At 34.1% G+C, this 21,809-nt stretch carries 24 protein-coding genes and 1 pseudogene; 11 read left to right on the top strand and 14 right to left on the bottom strand.

The features are described 5' to 3' along the window. Positions 1–19: 19 nt before the first annotated feature. From ACS127_RS11000 to ACS127_RS10990, 3 genes are read left to right on the top strand one after another with little or no spacing between them, the layout of a single operon-like run. Entirely contained in the window at positions 20–397 is a 378-nt protein-coding gene (locus ACS127_RS11000) for a GntR family transcriptional regulator (RefSeq protein ID WP_440895089.1), read from the top strand. Further along, on the top strand, positions 387–1,244 hold the full coding sequence (locus ACS127_RS10995; RefSeq protein ID WP_440895088.1) for an ABC transporter ATP-binding protein: 858 nt from the start codon (positions 387–389) through the stop codon (positions 1,242–1,244). Before ACS127_RS11000 ends, ACS127_RS10995 begins: the two co-directional genes overlap by 11 nt. Before the next feature lie 2 nt (positions 1,245–1,246). Further along, the gene (locus ACS127_RS10990) at positions 1,247–1,948 is read left to right on the top strand and encodes a hypothetical protein (RefSeq protein WP_440895087.1); all 702 of its coding nucleotides are present in this window, start codon (positions 1,247–1,249) and stop codon (positions 1,946–1,948) included. 52 nt (positions 1,949–2,000) lie between these two features. On the opposite strand, the gene ACS127_RS10985 is transcribed toward ACS127_RS10990, so the two are convergent. The 4 genes from ACS127_RS10985 to ACS127_RS10970 all read right to left on the bottom strand — a co-directional run bounded on the left by ACS127_RS10985 (position 2,001) and on the right by ACS127_RS10970 (position 5,157). Next, entirely contained in the window at positions 2,001–2,723 is a 723-nt protein-coding gene (locus ACS127_RS10985) for an amino acid ABC transporter ATP-binding protein (RefSeq protein ID WP_440895086.1), read from the bottom strand. Continuing rightward, on the bottom strand, positions 2,716–3,375 hold the full coding sequence (locus ACS127_RS10980; RefSeq protein WP_440895085.1) for an amino acid ABC transporter permease: 660 nt from the start codon (positions 3,373–3,375) through the stop codon (positions 2,716–2,718). Before ACS127_RS10980 ends, ACS127_RS10985 begins: the two co-directional genes overlap by 8 nt. Positions 3,376–3,404: 29 nt before the next feature. After that, a complete protein-coding gene (locus ACS127_RS10975; RefSeq protein ID WP_440895084.1) occupies positions 3,405–4,211 on the bottom strand; it encodes a transporter substrate-binding domain-containing protein in 807 nt (268 codons plus the stop codon). 166 nt (positions 4,212–4,377) lie between these two features. Continuing rightward, a complete protein-coding gene (locus tag ACS127_RS10970) occupies positions 4,378–5,157 on the bottom strand; it encodes a Cof-type HAD-IIB family hydrolase (RefSeq protein WP_440895083.1) in 780 nt (259 codons plus the stop codon). 141 nt (positions 5,158–5,298) lie between these two features. On the opposite strand from ACS127_RS10970, the gene ACS127_RS10965 reads away from it, so the two are divergent. The 3 genes from ACS127_RS10965 (at position 5,299) to ACS127_RS10955 (ending at position 6,066) form a co-directional block, all read left to right on the top strand. Further along, positions 5,299–5,523, top strand: a complete 225-nt coding sequence (locus ACS127_RS10965) for a DUF1659 domain-containing protein (protein ID WP_440895082.1) — start codon at positions 5,299–5,301, stop codon at positions 5,521–5,523. A gap of 33 nt (positions 5,524–5,556) precedes the next feature. Beyond that, positions 5,557–5,769 carry a DUF2922 domain-containing protein gene (locus tag ACS127_RS10960; protein ID WP_440895081.1) on the top strand — a complete coding sequence of 71 codons (213 nt, stop codon included), beginning with the start codon at positions 5,557–5,559 and terminating at the stop codon, positions 5,767–5,769. Positions 5,770–5,919: 150 nt separating this feature from the next. Further along, the gene (locus tag ACS127_RS10955) at positions 5,920–6,066 is read left to right on the top strand and encodes a YvrJ family protein (protein WP_440895080.1); all 147 of its coding nucleotides are present in this window, start codon (positions 5,920–5,922) and stop codon (positions 6,064–6,066) included. Positions 6,067–6,323: 257 nt separating this feature from the next. Here ACS127_RS10955 and ACS127_RS10950 read toward each other — a convergent pair whose 3' ends face one another. The 4 genes and pseudogenes from ACS127_RS10950 to ACS127_RS10935 form a co-directional block, all read right to left on the bottom strand. Next, positions 6,324–6,599: an HAD family hydrolase gene (locus ACS127_RS10950; protein WP_440895079.1), complete on the bottom strand. Its 276-nt coding sequence runs from the start codon at positions 6,597–6,599 to the stop codon at positions 6,324–6,326. A 213-nt stretch (positions 6,600–6,812) separates the two neighbouring features. Continuing rightward, the gene (locus ACS127_RS10945) at positions 6,813–7,604 is read right to left on the bottom strand and encodes a MurR/RpiR family transcriptional regulator (protein WP_440895078.1); all 792 of its coding nucleotides are present in this window, start codon (positions 7,602–7,604) and stop codon (positions 6,813–6,815) included. Positions 7,605–8,029: 425 nt separating this feature from the next. After that, positions 8,030–8,420 (bottom strand): annotated as a pseudogene (locus ACS127_RS10940) (PTS sugar transporter subunit IIA). 75 nt (positions 8,421–8,495) lie between these two features. Beyond that, the gene (locus ACS127_RS10935; RefSeq protein ID WP_440895077.1) at positions 8,496–9,932 is read right to left on the bottom strand and encodes a PTS transporter subunit EIIC; all 1,437 of its coding nucleotides are present in this window, start codon (positions 9,930–9,932) and stop codon (positions 8,496–8,498) included. A gap of 102 nt (positions 9,933–10,034) precedes the next feature. On the opposite strand from ACS127_RS10935, the gene ACS127_RS10930 reads away from it, so the two are divergent. Then, a complete protein-coding gene (locus ACS127_RS10930; RefSeq protein ID WP_440895076.1) occupies positions 10,035–10,259 on the top strand; it encodes a hypothetical protein in 225 nt (74 codons plus the stop codon). A 258-nt stretch (positions 10,260–10,517) separates the two neighbouring features. On the opposite strand, the gene ACS127_RS10925 is transcribed toward ACS127_RS10930, so the two are convergent. Then, entirely contained in the window at positions 10,518–11,546 is a 1,029-nt protein-coding gene (locus ACS127_RS10925; RefSeq protein WP_440895075.1) for a Xaa-Pro aminopeptidase, read from the bottom strand. Between the two features lie 192 nt (positions 11,547–11,738). On the opposite strand from ACS127_RS10925, the gene ACS127_RS10920 reads away from it, so the two are divergent. After that, the gene (locus ACS127_RS10920) at positions 11,739–12,506 is read left to right on the top strand and encodes an IS21/IS408/IS1162 family transposase (RefSeq protein WP_440895074.1); all 768 of its coding nucleotides are present in this window, start codon (positions 11,739–11,741) and stop codon (positions 12,504–12,506) included. Between the two features lie 54 nt (positions 12,507–12,560). Here ACS127_RS10920 and ACS127_RS10915 read toward each other — a convergent pair whose 3' ends face one another. Continuing rightward, positions 12,561–13,910, bottom strand: coding sequence for an ISLre2 family transposase (locus tag ACS127_RS10915; protein WP_440895073.1), 1,350 nt, complete (start codon positions 13,908–13,910; stop codon positions 12,561–12,563). A 530-nt stretch (positions 13,911–14,440) separates the two neighbouring features. Here ACS127_RS10915 and ACS127_RS10910 point away from each other — a divergent pair. Further along, entirely contained in the window at positions 14,441–14,989 is a 549-nt protein-coding gene (locus ACS127_RS10910; protein WP_440895072.1) for a hypothetical protein, read from the top strand. Next, complete coding sequence (istB, locus tag ACS127_RS10905; RefSeq protein WP_337020333.1) at positions 14,986–15,750, top strand: IS21-like element helper ATPase IstB; 765 nt, start codon at positions 14,986–14,988, stop codon at positions 15,748–15,750. The genes ACS127_RS10910 and istB overlap by 4 nt, the downstream gene beginning before the upstream one ends. A gap of 31 nt (positions 15,751–15,781) precedes the next feature. On the opposite strand, the gene ACS127_RS10900 is transcribed toward istB, so the two are convergent. The 4 genes from ACS127_RS10900 to ACS127_RS10885 all read right to left on the bottom strand — a co-directional run bounded on the left by ACS127_RS10900 (position 15,782) and on the right by ACS127_RS10885 (position 20,076). Next, positions 15,782–16,069, bottom strand: a complete 288-nt coding sequence (locus tag ACS127_RS10900) for a hypothetical protein (protein WP_440895071.1) — start codon at positions 16,067–16,069, stop codon at positions 15,782–15,784. Beyond that, positions 16,066–17,529, bottom strand: coding sequence for a M81 family metallopeptidase (locus ACS127_RS10895; RefSeq protein WP_440895070.1), 1,464 nt, complete (start codon positions 17,527–17,529; stop codon positions 16,066–16,068). Before ACS127_RS10895 ends, ACS127_RS10900 begins: the two co-directional genes overlap by 4 nt. Positions 17,530–17,553: 24 nt before the next feature. Next, on the bottom strand, positions 17,554–18,990 hold the full coding sequence (locus ACS127_RS10890; protein ID WP_440895069.1) for a glycoside hydrolase family 1 protein: 1,437 nt from the start codon (positions 18,988–18,990) through the stop codon (positions 17,554–17,556). Positions 18,991–19,578: 588 nt separating this feature from the next. Beyond that, positions 19,579–20,076, bottom strand: coding sequence for an SDR family NAD(P)-dependent oxidoreductase (locus ACS127_RS10885; RefSeq protein ID WP_440895068.1), 498 nt, complete (start codon positions 20,074–20,076; stop codon positions 19,579–19,581). A gap of 787 nt (positions 20,077–20,863) precedes the next feature. Here ACS127_RS10885 and metA point away from each other — a divergent pair. Further along, complete coding sequence (gene metA / locus ACS127_RS10880) at positions 20,864–21,769, top strand: homoserine O-acetyltransferase MetA (RefSeq protein WP_440895067.1); 906 nt, start codon at positions 20,864–20,866, stop codon at positions 21,767–21,769. Positions 21,770–21,809 lie beyond the last annotated feature (40 nt).

Genomic DNA, 21,809 nt, shown 5'->3' with positions numbered 1-21,809 from the left:
CAATTAAGGAATGAAGCTAATGAAAAAAGAATTGGATGAAAACAAACCGATCTTCCTGCAGATAAAAGAACAGATTGAAGATTCAATTATCGATGGCTCACTCAAAGTTGGAGAACGGTCACCATCAACGAATGAAATGGCGAAATTTTATCAAATTAATCCAGCAACAGCTGGAAAGGGGATGAATGAGCTTGTTGCAGAAGGGATTTTAGTCAAGAAAAGAGGTGTTGGAATGTTTGTCACTAAAGAAGCACCAGCAATTGTCATTGAGAAAAGAAAACAAACATTCTATGAAAATTATTTTCTCCCAATGAAAAAAGAAGCACAAAAATTAGACATGAGTCATCAAGAGTTAATGAACATGTTCAAGCGAGAGGATGAGAAAAGTGAAAATTAAAGTTAATCAATTAAGTAAAACATATGGATCGACGCATGCATTGAATAACGTTTCTCTCACATTGGCAGGTAATAAAATCTATGGCTTGCTTGGCAGAAACGGTGCTGGAAAAACGACATTTATGGATATTCTAAGTGGTCAAATTCTTGCTTCTTCGGGTGATATTACCATTGATGGAGAGAACCCATTTGAAAATCAGAAACTTTCAGAATCGATTTGTCTGATTAAAGAAGCAAATAATTTCAGCCCAGAATTAAAAATACAGCAAGCCTTAAAACTTTATGCTTTCTTCTATCCGAATTGGGATCAAGACATGGCGGAAGAACTGCTAGAGATTTTTAATTTGAAACAATCAGCCAAAATCAAGGCGTTATCGAAAGGTATGGAATCCGCTTTAGGGATCACAGTTGGTTTAGCTAGCAGAGCACCGATTACTATTTTCGATGAGCCTTATATCGGAATGGATGCTCCTTCACGGAAAAAGTTTTATGAGATTCTACTGGAAGATTATCAAGAAAACCCAAGAACCATTATTTTTTCCACACATTTAATCGATGAAGTTAGTTTAATGTTTGAGGAAGTCATTATTCTTCAGCAAGGATCAATTATTTTACAAGAAACTTCTGAAGACTTGCGAGAGAAAACAGTAGCGATATCGGGACCAAAAGAAAAAGTAGACACTTTTCTCGCTGGTAAAGAAATCATTCAACGTACCGATTTGGCTGGAAGTGCATTTGCCTATGTTTTTGGCAATCGCAAAGAAGCACAAGCACTTGGATTGGAAACAGATGGTGTACCTATCCAAGAATTAATGATTCATTTAACAGAACAGAAAGGCGAGGTATAACTATGAATAATCAAATAAAAGGGATGTTTTATTACTATTCAATTGACGTCATTCGTTCATTAAAAATCTTTTTCACTATTTTAATCGGCATTCTGCTTGCATCAGCCGTTGTTTGCTATTTGTTACTTGGCATGGATGAATTTCACATGTATTTTGCCCTCCCTTTTGCCACCTACACAAATGTCGGCATTATCGCCTTCCAGTTAGTCAAAGGAAATGTGGCATTTGGCTTGAAGATGGGTGCGGTGCGCAAAAATATTTATTTGATGCAAGTCTATTTTATGTTTGCTTATTCGATCATTATCGCTGTTCTATCAAGTACTTTGCAACTTATAACAGAGTGGCTATTTGAGGCTTTTAATATTACCAATTTTATTTTTTGGCACCCTGCTGTTTTGTTGACTGATAATTGGGTCACGCGTATTATCGTCGATGCATTAGTGATGTTCTTTATTATGGCGTTACTATATTTAATGGCTTTAATTTTCTATCGTACAGGTTTAATAGGTGGCGGATCTTTATTGGGTCTACTCATTGTTATCACATTACACGGTGTCTTTGAAGGCTGGATTATTCGTGGATTAATGGATATTTTCTCGAATATAACCATGGTGTCTTTTGTTACTTTATTTATCATCGGAATAGGTTTCTGTTTACTTGGTTTTCCATTTATGCGACGAATAACAGTTGTCAAAACACGTTGAAACGAGATGAACCCCTCAAGAAAACAAGTTCTTGGGGGGTTCAATATTTTCATTATAAAATTTTGGCTAAAAAGCTTTGTGCCCGTTCAGTTTTTGGTTCTTCAAAGAAAACCTTAGGATCACCCGTTTCAAGCAATCTTCCCTCATCAAGGAATAAAACTCGATCAGCAACTTCTCGAGCAAAACCCATCTCATGTGTCACCACAAGCATCGTCATTCCTGAATGGGCTAGATCTTTCATAACATCAAGAACTTCATTAACCATTTCTGGATCAAGAGCAGAGGTCGGTTCATCAAATAACATTAATTCAGGTTCCATAGCTAGAGCACGGGCAATCGCCACACGTTGTTTTTGCCCACCTGATAAGCGGCTTGGATAATCTGTTTCTTTGTCTTCTAGACCCACACGCTTTAATAATTCACGTCCTCTTTTTTCAGCCTCTGCCTTACTTAACTGTTTGACTTTAATAGGAGCATAAGTAATATTTCCTAAAACCGTTAAATGTGGAAAGAGATGAAAGTGTTGAAACACCATGCCAATTTTCTCTCTTGCTTTGGTAACATTCGCTTTTGGAGCGGTTAAGTCTTGCCCACTAACATAGATTTTCCCTTCTGTCGGTTTTTCAAGTAAATTAATACAGCGCAAGAAAGTTGATTTCCCTGATCCAGATGGACCAATAATGGAAACAACCTCACCTTTTTTTATCTCAACATTAATATCATGCAATACTTCATTATCATTAAACTTTTTGGACAATTGTTCAACTTTAATCACTTCGCTGTAACCTCCGTTCTAACCGTCTTCCCAGTATCGTTAACAACATAACCATTGAATAGTATAACACACCGACAAATAAATACGGCTCAAAGTATTTAAAAATATCGGCTGTCACAACTGTGGCTCTACGCATCAAGTCTGCATAACCAATTGTTGAAACAATCGCTGATTCTTTTGTTAAAGTGATAAATTCATTCATCAATGCTGGTAATATATTTTTCATCGCTTGTGGCAAAATAATATCAACCATCATCCGACGGTAAGAGATACCCAGAGCCAGTGATGCTTCAGTTTGTCCACGATCAACGGCTTGAATTCCACCCCGAATGATTTCAGATACATAGGCGGCTGAGTTTAAGCCAAAAGCTAGCACAGCGGATAAAAAAGCCGAAATATCATAATCAAATAATTGTGGGACCGCATAATAAATAAGCATTAACTGCAAGATAAGCGGTGTTCCACGAAAAATCGATGTATATCCATCAGCAAACCATTTTAAAGGTTTGATACTACTAATTTTAAATAGAGCTAAAAGGGTCCCTAATAAAAAACCAACTAAGATTGATATAATGACAAATTGTAATGTTACCCATATTCCTTTTAAAATAAAAGGAATATAAGGCACGATTTGGCTAAATTCCAAATCCATGCCCTACACCTTCTTTCATGATAATATTTTTACTCAGCTTCAGATAACCATTCAGCTTCCCACTCAGCTAGAACTCCTGTTTCAATTGCTTGTTCAATAATTTCATCGACCTGCTCAACAAGATCACTGTCCTTTGGAAAAGCAACGGCCATACCTGGAGTTAAACGTGACGGATCATCAAACCCAGTTAAACCTTGTGCTTCAATAAAGCCAAGAGCAACTTCTTTATCTAAATAAGCAGCATCAATTCGGTTAGTCAAAAGTTCTTGTATCAAGCCTTGAGCTTCATCCAATGCTTTCACTTCAAAATCATATTCCTCTTGCAGTGCCTTGGCCCCTTCTTGTTGAATTGAACCCAGTTGAACACCTATCGTTGTTCCATCGAGATCATCAAGTGATGTCAAATCAGAATCTTCCTGTGTCACAAACATTTCTCCAGAATGGTGATAGTCAATTGAGAAGTCAACATTCTCGCGACGGTCTTCGTCTGCCGACATACCTGAGATCACCATATCGACACGCCCTGATTGTAGAGCACCGATTAATCCATCAAATCCCATATCACGAATGTCTAACTCAACACCCAATTCATCTGCAATATAATTAGCTAGATCAATATCAAAACCAACAATATCACCTTCTGGATTATATGATTCAAATGGTGGATAATCAGCTGAGGTTCCCATAATCAATTGTGTTTGGTCTTCAGTTTCCTCATCATTCGTTTCTGCTGCTTGATCACCTGTTTCATCTTGATCATCGCCAGCTCCACAAGCAGCTAAAAGCAATACAGTTGAAACAAATAGCATAATAATAAATAAATAATTTCTTCTCATCTTAGTAATCCCCTTCTTTTATTGATTAATTAGTGTATATTTATTCACGATAATGTATTTTAACAAATTTCTATCATTTTGGGAAGAGGTTATTGAAATTATTTTTTAAATATTTTATGCAAAAAAAAGATATCTAAATTTTACTCTAGATACCTTAACATTAATCTTATAATAAGCCGGCCATTCTCAATCCTTGAACCAATCCATCATCTGCAACATCTCCCGTTACATACTTGGCTACATTTTTCACTTCTAGTTCAGCATTTCCCATCGCGACACTATTTTTAACAGTTTTAAGCATTTCTATATCATTTAAACCATCGCCAAATGCATAGATATTTTCTTCATTTATGTCTAAAGTTTCAATAACAGCTTTAATCCCTGCCGCTTTTGATCCTCCCTCTGGTAAAACATCCAGTGATAGTGGATGCCAACGAACAAATTCAAATTCAGGGTATTTCTTCTGATAATATTTTTCTTCATCTTGAGAGCAGAAAAGATATGATTGATATAATACCCTACCCTCATGATATGTCGGATCATATGAAGGAAAAGCATCGATTTTTAAGCTGGCAATACTTTCATCAATCGACTGATGATTAGGAACATTTGCCCGCATACCTTCCACATCCATAAAAACAACTGGATGATTATTTGTTAGTCCCTCTTTAGCCAGGTCTAATAACTTTTCTTTATTTAGCGGGTTCGTAAAAATAACTTCATCATCAATAACAACATAAGAACCATTAAAACCTACAAAAGAATGAATATTTAATTTTTGACGTAATGATTCAAATGCAAAGGGTCCTCGTCCTGTTGCAATAACAGGAACATGCCCTACTTTATGCAATTGTTCAATTGCTTTTTCAGTTGATTTTGGTAATTTCTTATCATGATCAAGTAATGTTCCATCAATATCAAAAAAAATAAGTGCTTGGTTACTCATCGATCCATCCTCATACCTTTCTATTTATATAGTCGATTGTAGTATAGCACAATTTCCCCATCTTTACTTTATTTATCTCTCACTCGATAGGCCTTATTGAACAAAGTTAGGCGATTATAAAAGTGAGAGGAGGTGATCAAGATGGCACAAGCTGATACGATTCAATCGAGACTTCAACTGTTTTTTGAACTTGGGATTGACGAAGATACAGGTAAAATCATTACAAAGACGAAATCATTCAATAACATCAAAACAGAGGCAACTGCTGAACAATTATTAAATATCGCTCATATGCTTGCTTCCTTGCAACAATATCCTCTTCATGAGGTTCGTCGAAATGATGTTTCCCTGTTAAGTGAAGTCTAATCCATTTAACCCTAGTTAAGGAGGTGAATGACAATGAAAACACTAGAATTGAAGTTTACCAATGAGGAAGAACGCGTTGTAACGCTCTCACTAGATAACCCCGTCGAACCTATCGATCCTGAAACGGTTCGCCAGATCATGGAGCAAATCATTGAGACGAATGCTATTTTTTCAACCGGTGGTGATTTAGTTGCAAAACATAGCGCTCGAATTGTTGAACGACATGTAGAAGATATTGTTTGGTAAAACTGAATAAGATTGCCCTGAAAACAGCTTAATAGTGAAGCTGGTTTTAAATCAACTCAAACTAAGAAATAGATAAATTCTATGCCAGCATTTTGCTGTAAGTTTTTTTAGGGCAATCCTCTTTTTATTCAAATTGAAAGGAGACTCAAAATGAATGAACAATGGCTATCCTTAATCACTGAGGTAGGCTTTCCGATTGCCGTTACCTTTTACCTATTACATCGAATCGAAACAAAGCTAAATTCATTGATTGAAGCGATTACTGTCCTCCCGGATAAAATAAATCACCAAGTGTAAAATCAACTACAGCAAATTGAACTTATCATCTAATCTCTGTAGTGGGGTGAGTCATTACAACAATATTATCAGGTTAATGAAGTGGTATTGAAGCTGACTAGCAGAGGTAAACTCTATGGGAAGCACAAATGTCTCCGTTAAAATGAGTAATCAAAATTCCAGAATCCGCTAGTGTCGATGACATTTTTATTGATAGAGGGGGATTGTTTATCAACTATATCCGAGAAATATGAGAAATATGATCACAAGTTTTTATTTTAGTTAAAGAACGCAATCAAATCATCGATATCCAATCCTTTAAAACTCGTTAAAACTTTATCAGCTCTACTTAAATCTTGTAGAGGAAAATTAAGATTATGATAACCAATGACTTTCATACCTTTTGCTGCCCCTGCTTTAACACCATTTGAAGAATCTTCAATCACAAGACAGTTATCTGGGTTAACTCCAAGTTCAGTGGCAACTTTTAAAAATATATCCGGAGCAGGTTTAGAATTTTTAACTTCATCACCAGAGACATTATAAGCATGCATTTGGAAGACCATAATTTAATTCACAATTAAAAAGTGACCTAAACTTTGATATAATAGAGTTCAGCACAAACCAACTAGCTTTATGGAGAGGGAAAATAGGTCCGCTTTTAGGTAAAGACGGAATATTGGAGACCAATCAGAATCCATAAATAGAAGAAATTATAAAAAAATTCTGTGGATAAGATATCTTATCCACAGGTTTGAAATGCAGGATTATCTATATTTATAAATGTACTGCTCAGAGATAAGATCAAATAAAAAAGTGATGCCGTATTTACTCAAGACTCCATATATATCATCATTTGTAGACTCTTCAGTCAAATAAACAATTGAATTATAAATATGATGATAACTGCCTTCCTGATTAGAGGTTATTAGTACTTTGTAACTATCGGTTTTTTCACGTATAACATCATAAATTGCATTGGAAAATACACCTGATACTGATACTACAATAATTAAGCTTTCATCAGAGTTTTGCATGAAATTACTAATTTCATTTTCAAAACCTGAAGAAATGATATGAATGATTTTATTTGTATAGTAAAGTTCTTGTTGAAACCTAGTCAAGTTACTTGCTGTATTATTTGCACACAAAAAATAAACATCATTATAATAATGTATTAAATCACAGATTTTAACTATTGTCTCATCATTAATTGTTTCATTCATCATGCTTACTTTATCAATTATTTGTTCATTTAATAATTGTCGGTAGACTTTAACATTAGGAAAGGACCGTTTATGGATATTGGAAGGGTATATGATATCTGTTAACGATTTTTTTAAATTACTAAAATTATCATAATCTAATTCCTTACAAAATCTTCTAACGGCTGATATAGACACAAAACATTCATCAACAACTTCATTAACTGTTATTTCAGGAATTCTATCGATATTTACAATTAAATAGGAACTAATTGAGTATTCATTGCTGCCTCTAGGTGATGAGTTTATATAGGTACTAAGCTTATTTAATATGCCTAAATTATTAATATTCATTTTGTCTCCTTTTGATTGTATAAAATTTATCGATCATCTTTTTTCAATCCTTTGGATGATAGTTAATTTCATTACTACCATTATTATAACAAGTATGAATAGAGTAATTAATTATTTCGTTTACAGAATTAGGTTTAATATAATTAAATAATTCTCGCCTGCCATTCCATCTCCTTCTCAATTTTCCATGTATTTATATAATAAATTGGCATAGAGTATCCTGTTTGCAGCCGCGCATAATGTCGTATGAATAGTAAGTGGAACTGTCGTGGCTTGTGATTTACAGTCACCCTCATTTCGCTTGACTAACTTAGTCGCCTACTTACTTGTCGGAATCATTTTGTTTATAAAAAGCTTCCCTCACCATAAGATTGACAGGCAAGGGAATGCAGGATTATATAATCTACGGTAATACTTTCATAACTTTATTTAACAACTGTAATAAATTCTTCACCTCTATTAATATTACCCGAATCTATATTTGGAATGTTAGTATAAGCATCTGTATTAGTAATAGGTGTTATCAAATTATATCCTTTATCTCTAATCTCATTTATGCCAATAGTAACTAAAGGTGTACCTACGTTTACAAAATCCCCTTCTTTAACGTAAACATCAAATCCTCGTCCTTCTAACTCAACAGTATTAATTCCAATATGGACTAATACTTCTAGTCCTAAATCTAATACCGATAGTATGGCGTGTAGTATAAGTGAAAACAACAGTACCTTTAACCGGTGATCTTATATTTCCTTCAATAGGATCTATTGCGAAAGTTTTTCCCATCATTTCACTCGAAAATGTTTCATCTGGCACTTGATCTAATGGAACAATGTCACCTGTGATAAGTGCTAAAATTGTTTCATTTCCCACATCTGATGATACCGAACTTCATACTACATTTGTTGATGTATTTTCAATGTCTGTTTTTTCTGTATCCTCAGCAGGACTTTCTAACGCTAAAGGATCATTTCTTAATAGCATAGTTGTTGAAATGTAACTTACTCCAACTGTTAAAAGCAGTACCAAAATTGAAATAATAAAATTAAGATAAGTGCCATCAGGATTTAAGAAGAATATTAAAGTTAATAAACCTGGTGTCCCACCCATAATGTAGCTTACTAAACTAAAGAATCCACCTAAAAGACCACCTGCTAAGGCTCCTAGGGCAACTCCAAACAAAGCTTTTGGTCGTCCAATTAAAGAACCATAAAATGCTGGTTCAGTAACCCCAAATAATGCTGTTAAACCAGAAGTCAAATGCATCCCACTTCGCTTTGCATTATGTTTATTCAACCGACTAACTGCTATAGTCGCTGCACCAATTGAAATATTTGAAATAAAGCCCATAACCACAGTTATTTCCCAACCTAGTGAATTTATCATATCAAATCCAATCGCCATTAATGCTTTATCAATCCCAAACATAACCATATAAGGATATGACACTGATAATATTGGTAATGCTATTACAAATGAAGTATCAAGAAGCCAAATCATAAACTGGCCAACATAAGAACTAACTTGTGTACCTAAAGGTCCTAAAAGAGCTACTGTGACTGGAGCTACAACGAGCATCGTCAAAATAGGTTTTAATGTGAATTTTAAGAACTCAGGAATGATTTTATCCAAGAATTTATCAATATAATACATAAAAAGCAATCCTAAAATAACTGGTAAAACACTACCTGTGTAGTCTACTTCTTGGATAGAGATACCAAAGAAACTTAAACCCGCCATACCACTAATCTGTGGATGAACTAATAAACCTCCTAATAGAGCTCCCATAATAGGTGACATTTTTAACTTTCTTGCTCCAAAAAAGCCAATATAAATTGGTAGGTAATTAAATGCAGCTGCAAATATTGCTAAGAATATTTGAACAGCTCCACTTTCAGCAGAAATTCCAAAGTTATTCACAAAAAAGTTGTTTATTGCTAATATAATACCACCTGCGAGTAATGCAGGAAGAATAGGCATAAATACTTCTGCAAAAAATCCTCCTACCGTATCAATGGTGTCCATAAACGAACGTTGTTTATTACTAGATTCTACTCTATCTGATGATTGTTGTTTAGAAACGGTGTTAGAAACGTCCATAAAATCTTCATAAGCTTTACCTACATTAACACCAATGATTACTTGTAACTGGTTGTTTTTAAGTATTGCACCCATTTGTCCTTCTAAAGATTTAATCTTTTCTAAATCAACTCTATCTTCGTCATAAACGTTGATTCTAAGGCGAGTGGCACAATGCCCAACTTGTGAAATATTACTTTCTCCACCTACATTTGAAATAATATTTTTCGACAGTTCTTTGTACGACATAATAATACTCCTCTCGTATAATAAGTTTTGTAGTTAAGATTTTGATCTTAACACTACATTGAAGGTGTAAGCCCTTCCATTGAATTATTCATCGGTTTATACGTGAGTAAAGCGAAGCTTGATCCTTGCTTTTTATCACGTAAAGACGATGCCCATACGATTCTTTGGCAAGAAACTGTATCAAACAGCGATGCAGGAGCTAAGATCATTAAAAGTCAGATTCTGCACTTCCATGAAGAACTTGAATTCGATAAGATTCTTGTCCGCATGGAAGCAACGGGGCAATACAGTATACATCCTGCTTTATTCTTTTCTAGTGATCAGTGATCCAGAGTTACAGTTAATTAATGTGAATACCATTGTTGAAAATCTGAGGGGTATCCACATAGCCGTCAAGTTAAACAAATTCTGAGATGGTAGAGCCTTAAGACATTTATTTCTTAACGACAACTATCCGAAAGAATAAAGACGAACGTATTCTCGTATGCATGACTGTTTAGTTCAGCACACTCTTTTTCATAATAAAAAGATAAAATAAATTCAACTATTCACTTGACTTAACACCATAATGCTTCTATTAGTAAATTAACTGTATGTCATTGAATAGTTATTATTGAGCATGAATGGTTGATAGTATCCTAAAGTACTAGCTAGTGGTATAATTTCCTCAGATAAACTTAAGCCTAGCTCTACACGTAAATATTCTTTACGCTGTTTAATTCTTTCCCAAAACTCCGGATATTTATTTTGAATTTCCTGGCGCAATTCCTCTGAACATATTGCAATCGTACTTTCTGCAGAAACACCATTATGATTTGGAACATTTGGAATGAAATCAACTTGAAAAATATTCCCACTTTTTACGGTATCTGTTGAATCTTTATAAAATGGTGAACTTAACCATTCCTCATCAGATACTAGATGTCCAGGGCACAGATCCCAACCGTTAATATCGGCCGGGTAAAATTTATCAAATTCATTATAAAATTCCCCACCTACAGCATCTAATTTAATATTTTCTAACCACCATTTGTAAGCTTCAATGTACGGGATGACTACCTTCTCTAAATAGCCTGGATCAATTTCCTCTAGTTCTTCTTCATTACTAACTGCATAGCCACTTCTACTAGATAAACCACCCTTATATGCTACAGTTAAAGCGACTTTATCTCCTTGAGAAAGTTTAGACTTTTTAGGGTATAGATACGCATCAGTAAATCGTTGACCAAATGCAGAAATCGTTACTACAGATTGATATTGTCCATTTAAATTGAGCTTATCTCCAATTTCAAGTTCTGATACCCCCTCTCGTAATGAGCTTAAGCCATCTAAAATTGCATCCGAAGCGAGCGAGGCTCCGTATTCATATTTAAGAATTTCTTCAGTGTTATTTGTGGTTCTTACTCCTTCCTGTGGGTGTAAATATAATGAAGTCGCATTCAATACTTTTTCTTTATCAAAAATATTTTCGATTGCATTAACTATAAAAGATGGTATAGCTGATCCTATATTAAAGTCATCAAATGTATCTGATAATAATTTCCAATCAACTAAACCTATTTTTAAGCTCGTATCAATCTTTGCTTCTTTTAAATAACTTTCTAAAGATATCAATCCATTTTTTGGTTGGTTAGGAAGCGAAAATATAGGACATAAAATACCATAACTTTTAACTCTTGAATATTGTTGTGACTGCTAAACTAGAGTAGACAGTTTTTGCTAGATAAAAAGACACACTTATTTACACAAAAATATTAATAATAAGAACTTCCATTGTACAATGTTTATATCAAAACATACAGAACAGTGGAGGACGTAAAGGTGGATAAGTGGGAAATGTATATGGAAATACATCAATTAATTAAAAAGGGTTTTAGTAAGACAAAGGTAGCTGAAAAACTAGGAATCTCAAGATCAACCGTTCATCGTTATCTAAAAAAGAATCCTTCGGATATGTCTAAGTGGGTTGATTCCATTCAAACCAGAAGTAAGAAATTAGATCCTTATAAAGAACTAATTTTATCCTGGCTAAGAGAACATCCAGATATGTCTGCGGCACAAGTAGAAGATTGGCTAAAAGAAAGATACGAAGATTTAGAAGTAGGTGAAAGTACGGTTCGCTCCTATGTTAGAGAACTTCGAGAGGAATATAAAATAAGAAAGGAAACTTCACCACGAATTTATGAGGCTATTCTCGATTCACCTATGGGTGAGCAAATACAAGTTGATTTTGGTCATACGAAACAGAAGGCAGCAGACAGTAAGGAAGTAAAATTAAACTTTATAGCATTTGTACTATCTAATTCTAGATATAAATATATGGAATGGTTGGATAGGCCATTTACTACCCAAGATGTCATTAAAGCACATGAAAATGCATTTAAGTGGTATGGAGGAATTCCAGGTGAATTGGTATATGACCAAGATAGTTTAATCGTTGTCAGTGAGAATGGTGGGGATTTAATTTTAACACAAGAGTTCCAACAATATAAAGAATCTAGGAATCTAAGATTGTGTCAAGTATTTGTGGGAGTTTTTTTATGTCCCTTATTTTATATTGTTTTTAGCCTATGATTTGGCAGCGTTGTCACTCCTGTATTCCTTTAAAAGAAAAGCTATTTTAACTTTTTAAAATCCTCTTAAACCTTTCAGAGCTTCTGTAATAGGAGCCCCCATTGCTTGTTTCAAATAACCTAAATTCTGACGAGTGGCTTCTGTCGCACTGTTTTTCAGCTTCTCAACGAAGTGTTTAGGTGGCTTTTCAGCTTTGGGCTCTTCAGTGAATGCCTGCGTTTGCTCAAGGATTCCATGTAACGTTTTAATCTCTAAATTGTCTTTTAGAGCCACCATGACATCGACGAATTTATCAAGCCCTCGATCACTCCAGCTACGACCGTGGTTGAGTCTTCTCGCAAACACACTCATGGTTCCTTCTGCACTACCCATTGGGCGAAAACCGGTTATATCTATCCCTTTTCTCTCTAATTTTTTACGGTAATCTCCGAGTGCCTTCGGATACTTTGAGAGCTGAGCGATTAAGGCTTCCAACTCTTCTTCCTTCTTTTCATTTTCCAGTGTCCCCACTGCACTATTTAATTCCACCATAAACCCTTCCCAATCATAAACAGCTAGCTTCTTTTGGATCGAACGGGATCTTGGATGCCCTCGAAAGATCAGGCGGACATCACGAGCGACATGAAAACGATCAATGACAAAAGTAGCGTTCTTCTGGAAATAGTCTCGACAAGACGTGATCCAATTCGCTCCATCTCCATTGATGACGAGATGGTGTCGCGTTGGGTCATATTCATAAGTGGTCATCAGATAGGTCTCAAACGCTTCCCAAAATGGACCGTTGCCTTCATGAATAAAATGACGTTTCTCGATGAGTTTCGCTCGCTTGCCATTCATCTCCCATCCTTGATGGGTACTTGCTATTTTAAGTTCTCTTCCTTTTTTCCCTTTCTCTTGGCTCTTTGTATTTAAGCCATCCACTTCAACGAATAAAACATCTTGTTCAAGGGGGACAGACTCTTCTGGAACCACTTCCGTATGCAAAAGCTGTTGACGGATCCCTTCATGACTGATGACAGGATACCCTAAGAACCTTTCGAGTACCTTTCCAGCTTGTCGATAGGAAGCACCTGTGACAGCTAGTTCAATCGCCAAATCTTGCACGACTGGACTCATTCCTTTTGTTCCATCAAAGGCTAAATATTGATCTAATAAGTACACATATTTCCCTGTTACTTTATCTTGGTAATAATTTCTCTTCAGCTCGACTTGTCCAAAAACAGATTCAAACGATAACGTACGTTTATCTTTTAAGTAAAATCTTTGTTTGTCTCTTCCTAAAGCAATCGCCTGATCAAACTCCTGAAGGATTTTTGACATCATCTGTGAAAAACTTTCTTGTAAGGTACGGTATATTATTTCTTCTAACTCTTTCATTGTCAGCTGAGATATGATATCTTTCATATGAGGACCTCTTTCTATAGTTTTTGTTTGTCGTAAACTTAACTATATAAAATAAGGTCCTCTTTTTCATCTCAAACGACTTATCTACTACCGCGCTTTCGCTTGGTGCCCCTGTCATGGGTGTTAAAGTCTAACGACTTTAACACCCATGACAGGGAAAATTTACTCCCACAAACATTTTACTCTAACGGAATCTAAACCTTCGTGTTTGCCGCAAGGCGGATCCAGAGAGCAAAGGAAAAATTGAAAATGTAGTTGGATTTATTAAACATAATTTCGCTAAACATCGAGTTTTTCATAACATTGATTCTTGGAATGAACAAGGGTGGGAATGGCTTCATAGAACTGGAAACTATAAAATTCACCATACAACAAAAAAGAGACCGGTCGAAGTATTTTCCCTGGAAAGACAACACTTAAGACCAGTCACCAAAAATATAGATATAAAATATAACTATGAAAATAGTATATCAAGATGTGTCCATAAGGACAATACCATTCGATATTTATCTAACCGTTATACTCTACCATTGGGGACGTTTGGCAAGTACGAAACGGTCTGCATTAAGGAAACGGAGGAAAGAGAATTAATCATTTATAGCCCTGAAACAGGTGAAATCATAGCAAAGCATACGATCCCTGACGAGAAAGGGTTATTGATTAAAGATAGAAAACATAGCCGTGATAGAACAAAGGGTATTGATGCATTTATGAATACAGTTGCCGAGCATTTTAATGACAGTGAGATGGCTTATGATTATCTACAAGCAGTAAAAGGGAAGTACCCTCGATATATTAGGGATCAACTCCAAATGATAATAAAAGAGACAAAAACAAATAACAAAGAAATTCTATCAACAGCATTGAAAGAGTGTATAAAGAGGAATCTTTATGGTGCCACAGATTTTAGCGATGTCGTTGCCTATTTAAAACGACATCGACAAATGGAAGATACACCAAATGATACCGCTAAGAATGTAACACGAGTAAAAGGAGTTTCAGCTTGGGTTATGGAAACAGAAGCTCAAAAACGAGAAGTGAATGCCTATACTGCCATATTGGAAGGTGATCCAGTATGAGCCAGTTAAATCAATTACAAGAATTGATGAGAACTCTACGTTTAACAGAAACAGCAAATCACCTTCCTGCATTAATTAGAGAGGCTGAGCAAAAGGATTCCTCCTTTACTCAGTTCCTCCTAGATGTAGTAAAATATGAACAAACTCGCAGAGAAGAAAAGCAGTTAGAAAAACGATTTAAATGGGCTACATTTCCGTTCCAAAAGACATTAGAGGAATTCAATATAAAAGAACAGAAATCATTAAGCAATAAACATTTGAATAGGTTGAAGGATTTAACTTGGATAGAACAGTTACACAATATCATTCTATTAGGACCACCAGGTAGTGGGAAAACTCACATATCAATTGGATTAGGAATCGAAGCGTTAAACCAAGGTTACAAGGTTATCTTTACTACGATGGGAGACCTTATTCATGTATTAAAAACGGAAGAAATTACTCGAAAATCACAGACGAGAATGAAAAGAATAAGAGATGCAGACTTAGTTATTATTGATGATTTGATGTTTATGGCGATGGATTCACAGGAAGCTAATATGTTCTTCCACTTGATTAATGATTTATACAATCAATCATCCATCATTTTAACTTCAAATAAAGCACCTAAAGAGTGGGGAGAGCTATTAGGTGACCAAGCAATTACAACAGCTATATTAGATAGAATTCTACACCGAGTTGAAATCATTCATCTAAATGAAGATAGTTATCGAATGAAACATAGATCGACCATATTTGGGCAAGAAAGTGTTTCAAATTAATGAGCATAAATTGTGTCTTTTTACTTGACGGTCACAATTGTGCTTTATTAAAATTCTCATTTCCTAAAATTAATGTACTTGTACCATCTTGATTCAACACTTGAAGAGCCTCTTCAAATCTAGGTATAAATCCAGTTAAGTACTCAAAGTTACTTCCGTGCTCTTTATCTGCATAAATAATTAATGAGCTAAAGCCCCATTTTTTCATTTGTTTCAACACTTTACTTAAGCGCTCCTTATAAGTTGCATCACTCATAACTATTGGTTTACCCGTATTATCGGGTTTAGGTAATTTAGTTTGTTTAATTGAAATTGTCACTCATATTCCTCCTGGTCTAAAATGTCAAATGGCATCATTGGACGTTTGATTTGTTTAAATTCTATTCGCTCAGTAGCTTGGTTAGTTGCTCCGTCTGTTAAAGCCATAATAGAATAATCTGCAAATTCCTTTAAATCTGGGAAAATATAGCCTTGTTTTACAACTACCAAATCATAGTCCTTTAAATTGATATTTGCCGCCTTGAACTGGTAATAATTCGTAAAGCTTGTTGATTTTTCTATAATGACTAAATCAATAGGCTTATCGTTAATTTTTACAGTAACCGTTTGACCGTGATTAGTTGTGTCACCATAACTTTCTTGTAAGATGCCATCATTTTTCTTTGTGACTTCTAATTCAACCGACTGTGTAAATTTATCTATCTCAATTCCTAGACTTATCTTTATTTCATCTCCATCAGCTAATTTAATTAGTTGATAAAATACTGGACTATCTGTAATAGCTGCAAATAATATTTGTTTATTATTGTAATTATCTAGCTCTAAGTATTTTTTTAGTAACTGTGTATCGCTACCTAATGCTCCTGAAGTTACATTATCCCCAGAGTCAGTGACAACAACATATTCATCATTGCTTTTGATAGAATATTCAATCGCCTTATTTTCTTCTAGAGCATTGCCGTGGTACTGGAATTCATCGTATTTCGTGACAATAAATTTTTCGAGTTCATCAATAACTTCATTGGCATAATCAAGGTATCTCATATCAGTTGGTACAACAATTAACCCAGATCCTGTAGAAAAATTATCATGACGTAAATATCCTACATGGAAAGAAGCGCTCATAATTCGATTGTCTTGCTCAATATCATCTAACTTTTTGTTGATTGTAAGCATTGGCTCGTCCGTGGATACACTTCGTTCCCCTCCTAATACAAAAGGTAATTTACGATAAACAGGTTGAATATGACGCTTGTTATTGAGTAACTCAACAAATTTTTCAGCAACAAAAATATACGTATCTTCAATGTCTGTATGTGGTGATTCTCTAAAACATCTAGCAATTGTCATATTATTAACATATTCCTCAGTTAAGTTGCCATGTGGATCCATGACAACAGCGATTGGTAAATAAGGTCCTACAACTTCCCTTATCCCATTGAGAATCGTTCTTTCTCCTGATCCACCATTCAATTTTTCAATTTTACTTGCGCCATGTAAAAACAGAAAAATCCCATCTAATTTTGAAAGATTTTCTTTTACTGAACGAATTATAACCTCATAAATGTAATTAAAAGCTTCTTTACTTAATATTTTCCCAGAATGACCATCTGCCAAGATAGAAGGTATCATTTCAATATTGGCTTTTTTAAAAATTTCTTTAACAAACATAGACTCTAAAACACCATCATTAAACTGTAAGTTAAATTTATCTAACTGATTATAACCAGGCACATTTTCATTACTTTCTAGTGTAAAACTCGCCATTAAAATTTTCATGTTCACACTCTTTCTATCTTTCTATTAACCATTACGGTTATTGCTGTAATAGTTATTGATAAAGTCTTTAAACCAATAGTAGCTTTTCTTAGGTGTTCTTTTATAGTTATCTTCAAAATCTACTCGAACTAGTCCATAACGTTTTTCATAACCATTAATCCAGCTATATAAATCCATTGTTGACCAATGATAGTATCCACGAACATCAGCACCTTCTTTTTTTGCTTTTAGAAGGTTATCTAAAAATTCTGAAAAAATTTCAATGCGTTCATTATCCTCAACATAATCATTTTCATCAGGCGATTCATAAATACCATGACCATTTTCTGTTACTAAAATGAGTGGGTTGTTATATTTTTCCTTTAATTCCATCAATCCAGTATACATAACACGTGGATTTACTTCACGTCCCCATTTATTTCTTCTAACATGTGGATCAAATGAACTTTCAAAAAGACTTTCTAAACGTATCCCTTCCAAACTATTACTTCGTGTACCTTTATTATTATGGAAAACTTCCGACTCTCCTTCTTCCCAATGTTTAACGTATTGACGATTATATAAGTTTATTCCAATATAATTTCCAACACCTTCTCGAAAAATTTCTTCCTCGTTTATATCATGTAAAATCATAAATCCATATTTTTGTTTCATTTTTTCAAGATTATCTGGAAGTTTTCCTAATAAGCTGGGTTCAAGAATTAATGTATTATAGAAAAAATCAGCCATTTCATATACTTCATCTGGATTAATTGTATCTGGATCTAGCTCAACATGCCCATTATCATGTACAACTCCAATATAGCCATCTAATCCCATTTCTTTAAATGAACGAATTGCTTTTGAACTAGCAATCATTAAGTTATATTGATATTGAAAATATGATTGAAAATCTAATCTTCGATTTGGAGGATAATTTCCTACAATATTTGTACAATAACTATAATATCGAGGTTCATTAATTGTAGACCACATTTTTACTCGGTCACCAAATGCTTCAAAACAAATTTTTGCATATTCATTAAAATAATCTGTTATTTTGTGATTCAGCCAACCACCTTGTCGAGCCAATTCATATGGTAAATCATAATGGAATAATGTAACATTCGGTTCAATTCCCTTTTCTAAACAATAATTTATAACTCGATTATAAAAATCAATCCCTTGTTGATTGACTTCTCCATAACCAGTTGGCATAATACGTGCCCATGAAATAGAGAAACGATAGGCATTTTGAGAACCCTCAGCCATTAAATTTATATCTTTTTCGTAGTCATAATAGAAGTTACTAGCATTGTCACCATCTTCATTATGGATATTTAATGCACTATTATGATTAAAATAATCCCATTCTCCTAATCCTTTTCCATCAGCATCCCATGCTCCTTCGCATTGATATGCGGCTGTTCCTGAACCCCATAAAAAATCGTTTCTTGAAAAAACATCTTCTTTTTTTCTCATGTTAAATCCTCCAATATATTTTAAACGTTTACATGCTTATAATAGCACGTTAAAAAAAAATCCATCGTTCATAATTTAAACGATGGATTTTTCATACTTTATATAAGTTTATTATCTGATTAAGGTGTCGTACCCCATCATCTTAAGGGTCTTGTCTTAAAGAACTTAAAAAAAGCATTCAAAAAGACATGCTTCAAAAATGAAATATTGATATTTCACCTATGTTAGGCTACTTTTTCGCTATCCTGTTGGTATTTGATTGCCTTTTGGCATTTATATCCATACATTTTATTCCTAAATCGTGTTTTTTGCGCATGGATCCCCTAAAAAGGGATTCGATCGATATTATATTTTCTATACAGAATTAAAGGGAGTCCCTCTATATCATTTCTCAATATGTAAGCTTTACACATTCAGATTCTTTCATTTGCTTAGCTTGATTTGTACGTTGGATCATTTTGGTAGTTAGTAATAAAACGTTCATTTTCTTTTGCTTTTTCATGGATAAAAGGATTTAGAAACAGAAATCCTCGTTACATATATTTTTGTATAACAAGCAAAGAATGTTTTTATAACGGCAATTATAGACTATCTCGTTATAAATTTCGGGAATCCAGGTTGACCAACTGACCCTTCCATTCCTGATTCGGAAGAAATATTTATAATTGTTCCTTCTAGTTTATTTTTCAACATATTTTTCACCACAGATTGAGTAGTAAATACCATTCCTTTTTGATTTACATCTGTCATGGTTTTAAAAGACTTCTCGTCAATTTCATATTGTTCTTCATCACTATAGACGTCTACTAGCAGACGAGGTAAATTAACACCAGCATTATTAACTAATACATCTATTTTTCCGAATTTTTTCTCTGTCAATTTAATCATTTTACAGATATCACTTAATGAAGTTATATCAGTTTTTATATAATATATTCCATTTTTATCCTCCGTATCTACGTTTAAATCTGCAACGATTACATTGGCTTTATGTCTTTGTAATTCTTGAACAATATGTTTACCTATACCTGAGCCACCTCCTGTTACAACAATTGTTTTTTCTTTGATATCTAACCATTCACTCATAATTTAACCCCTTTCATTTTGATATTTCTAAGTGTAACTTAAATAAATTTATAAATTAATACATAGTTTTTTGACTTTATCAAATTAAAATTTGTACTAATTCACCTCGAATGATCCATATCATTAATTTACTGCTGTATTTTCTCAGTACTAGTCTATAAAAATATGGCTCAGTTCCAAATTTCTATAGTAGTGTATTTATTTCGTATGAACATACTTTTATGTAAAAGACAATAAAAAAAGTAAGCCCTTCATATTTCAATTTTTGAAGGGCTTTAAGATAAATTATGATGTAAATATTTCCATTTTAGAAGTATAATGATTTGAAATTGAGTTCGCATATCCTTTCCTCTTGTTAATATTCAATCCTTTTTATTTCTCTATCTTGATATTTTTGTTTGACATAATTTGAGCCTAAATCCTGATAGTGTTCTCTCTTTTTTTAAATATGATAAGTAATGGATAGTTAATAGAAGATAACCTAATCATGTAATCTGATAGTACCATAGTGGTTTCTACACGAAAAAGGGGACTTATTTGTAGAATGGCGGTGTCACGATTTGGGCTGCCATGAGGGGTTCTTATACATTCATCCACAAAAGCTAATCATCTAACAGTATAAATCTAGAATCATCCATCTACTGTAAAGACCTGCTGCATTTAGGGTAACTTTTATTAGTGAATTAATTTCAGAAATATCAAACTTTTCATTGCTGATAAATGAAAAGCAGGCTATAATTGTCGTTAACGACTCTAAAAGAGTGTCGGATAGGAGGAGAAATTATTAATGCCTATTAATGTACCTAAGTCATTACCTGCGCGATCCATTTTAGAAAAAGAGAATATTTTTTTAATGGAAAAAGATCGAGCTACGACTCAGGATATTCGCCCCTTAAATATTCTTATTTTAAATTTAATGCCTGATAAAGAGCGAACTGAAACCCAGTTACTTCGTTTATTGAGTAATTCGCCATTGCAAGTATCCGTTGATTTTATTCATACAGAAACGTACCAATCTAAAAATGTCCAGAAATCACACTTGGAAAAATTCTATCTTACTTTCTCTGAAATAAAAAACAAGCGTTATGATGGAATGATCATAACTGGAGCCCCAATCGAACAACTTGACTTTGAACAAGTCGATTATTGGGATGAGCTTGTAACCATAATGAACTGGACAAATGAACATGTCACTTCAACCCTGCATATTTGTTGGGGGGCACAAGCGGCACTATACCACCATTACCATATTTCTAAATCAAACCGGAGTAATAAGATCAGCGGCATTTTTACCCATCAATTAATTGAGCCGACAAATAAACTTGTTCGTGGCATAAATGATCAATTCAATGTACCTCATTCTCGTTATACAGATGCTGATTACAAAGCCGTTGCCAATCACAAGGAGCTTTCTGTCTTAGATTATTCCGAACAAGCAGGCCCCTTTTTAATTGTATCTAAAGATGAGAGACATGTGATGATCACTGGTCATATTGAATATGATGCAGATACACTTTCTCGTGAATACCAACGTGATTTAGCTAAGGGACTTGATATTCATGTACCAACAAATTACTATCCTGATAATAATACTCTCAAACAACCTAAGAATCATTGGCGTTCCGAAGCCTATTTAATCTTTTCTAATTGGCTAAATTACTTTGTTTATCAAGAAACACCCTTTAAATGGTAAAAGGGAAGAGACTTGCTTTGAAACATCTCTTCCCTTTTTA

It is taken from the genome of Amphibacillus sp. Q70, from assembly GCF_052055485.1.
Classification (GTDB): Bacteria; Bacillota; Bacilli; order Bacillales; family Amphibacillaceae; genus Amphibacillus.
Note: the sequence above shows the minus strand (reverse complement) of the source record. Positions and strands in the feature narration are given on the sequence as shown.

Coding starts and splice junctions, on each gene's coding strand:
- ACS127_RS10965 (WP_440895082.1), top strand. CDS start 5,299: ATGGCACAAGCTGATACGATTCAATCGAGACTTCAACTGTTTTTTGAA.
- ACS127_RS10915 (WP_440895073.1), bottom strand. CDS start 13,910: ATGAAAGATATCATATCTCAGCTGACAATGAAAGAGTTAGAAGAAATA.
- ACS127_RS10960 (WP_440895081.1), top strand. CDS start 5,557: ATGAAAACACTAGAATTGAAGTTTACCAATGAGGAAGAACGCGTTGTA.
- ACS127_RS11000 (WP_440895089.1), top strand. CDS start 20: ATGAAAAAAGAATTGGATGAAAACAAACCGATCTTCCTGCAGATAAAA.
- ACS127_RS10945 (WP_440895078.1), bottom strand. CDS start 7,604: ATGAATATTAATAATTTAGGCATATTAAATAAGCTTAGTACCTATATA.
- ACS127_RS10980 (WP_440895085.1), bottom strand. CDS start 3,375: ATGGATTTGGAATTTAGCCAAATCGTGCCTTATATTCCTTTTATTTTA.
- istB (WP_337020333.1), top strand. CDS start 14,986: ATGAGCCAGTTAAATCAATTACAAGAATTGATGAGAACTCTACGTTTA.
- ACS127_RS10935 (WP_440895077.1), bottom strand. CDS start 9,932: ATGTCGTACAAAGAACTGTCGAAAAATATTATTTCAAATGTAGGTGGA.
- ACS127_RS10890 (WP_440895069.1), bottom strand. CDS start 18,990: ATGAGAAAAAAAGAAGATGTTTTTTCAAGAAACGATTTTTTATGGGGT.
- ACS127_RS10970 (WP_440895083.1), bottom strand. CDS start 5,157: ATGAGTAACCAAGCACTTATTTTTTTTGATATTGATGGAACATTACTT.
- metA (WP_440895067.1), top strand. CDS start 20,864: ATGCCTATTAATGTACCTAAGTCATTACCTGCGCGATCCATTTTAGAA.
- ACS127_RS10950 (WP_440895079.1), bottom strand. CDS start 6,599: ATGCATGCTTATAATGTCTCTGGTGATGAAGTTAAAAATTCTAAACCT.
- ACS127_RS10990 (WP_440895087.1), top strand. CDS start 1,247: ATGAATAATCAAATAAAAGGGATGTTTTATTACTATTCAATTGACGTC.
- ACS127_RS10955 (WP_440895080.1), top strand. CDS start 5,920: ATGAATGAACAATGGCTATCCTTAATCACTGAGGTAGGCTTTCCGATT.
- ACS127_RS10895 (WP_440895070.1), bottom strand. CDS start 17,529: ATGAAAATTTTAATGGCGAGTTTTACACTAGAAAGTAATGAAAATGTG.
- ACS127_RS10975 (WP_440895084.1), bottom strand. CDS start 4,211: ATGAGAAGAAATTATTTATTTATTATTATGCTATTTGTTTCAACTGTA.
- ACS127_RS10885 (WP_440895068.1), bottom strand. CDS start 20,076: ATGAGTGAATGGTTAGATATCAAAGAAAAAACAATTGTTGTAACAGGA.